Source organism: Streptomyces griseicoloratus, assembly GCF_014534645.1.
Lineage (GTDB): Bacteria > Actinomycetota > Actinomycetes > Streptomycetales > Streptomycetaceae > Streptomyces > Streptomyces griseicoloratus.
In genome coordinates, this window is sequence record NZ_JACVQF010000007.1 from 1 (window position 1) to 835 (window position 835).

General features: G+C 70.3%; 1 protein-coding gene. It reads right to left on the bottom strand.

Annotation, left to right across the window (positions count from 1 at the left end; genetic code table 11):
- Positions 1-835 (bottom strand): amino acid adenylation domain-containing protein (locus H0H10_RS00185; RefSeq protein WP_188178717.1); only part of this gene is annotated, 835 nt, incomplete at both ends.

The following is an 835-nucleotide window of genomic DNA, read 5'->3' on the forward strand; positions in this document are numbered from 1 at the left end:
GTGGCTCGCCAGCACCGCCTGCACCTCACCCGGCTCGATCCGGAAACCCCGGATCTTCACCTGGTCGTCCGCCCGGCCGAGGTACTCGAGCCGGCCGTCGGTGGTCCAGCGCACCAGGTCGCCGGTGCGGTACATGCGCTCACCGGCAGCGAACGGGCACGCCACGAACCGCTCGGCGGTCAGGCCCGGCCGCCCGACATACCCGCGGGCCACCTGCACGCCGCCCAGGTGGAGTTCGCCGGTCACTCCGGCCGGCACCGGCTGGAGGGCGCGGTCGAGGACGTACACCTGGGTGTTGGCGACCGGTGCACCGATGGGTATCGTGCCGTCGGCCCGGTCGGAGTGGCACTGCCAGGCCGTCACGTCGACGGACGCCTCGGTGGGGCCGTACAGGTTGTGCAGTTCCACGGTGGCGTCGTACACGTCGAAGAAGCGGGCCTGAGTCACCGGTGTGAGGGTCTCCCCCGAGCAGATGACCCGCCGCAGACTCGTGCACTGCGCCGCTGACGGCTCCGTCAGGAAGACGTCGAGCATCGACGGCACGAAGTGGACGGTGGTCACGCGCTCGTCGCGGATCAGGGCCGCGAGATACTCCGGGTCGCGATGTCCGCCGGGCCGTGCCAGGACGAGGGTGGCGCCGGTGAGGAGTGGCCAGAAGAACTCCCATACCGACACGTCGAATCCGTACGGCGTCTTCTGCAGGACCCGGTCGGCCGGGGTGAGGCCGTAGCGGTCCTGCATCCAGTGCAGCCGGTTGACGATGCCGGCGTGGGGGATCATCACGCCTTTGGGGCGGCCGGTGGATCCGGAGGTGAAGATGACGTAGGCGGGGCTG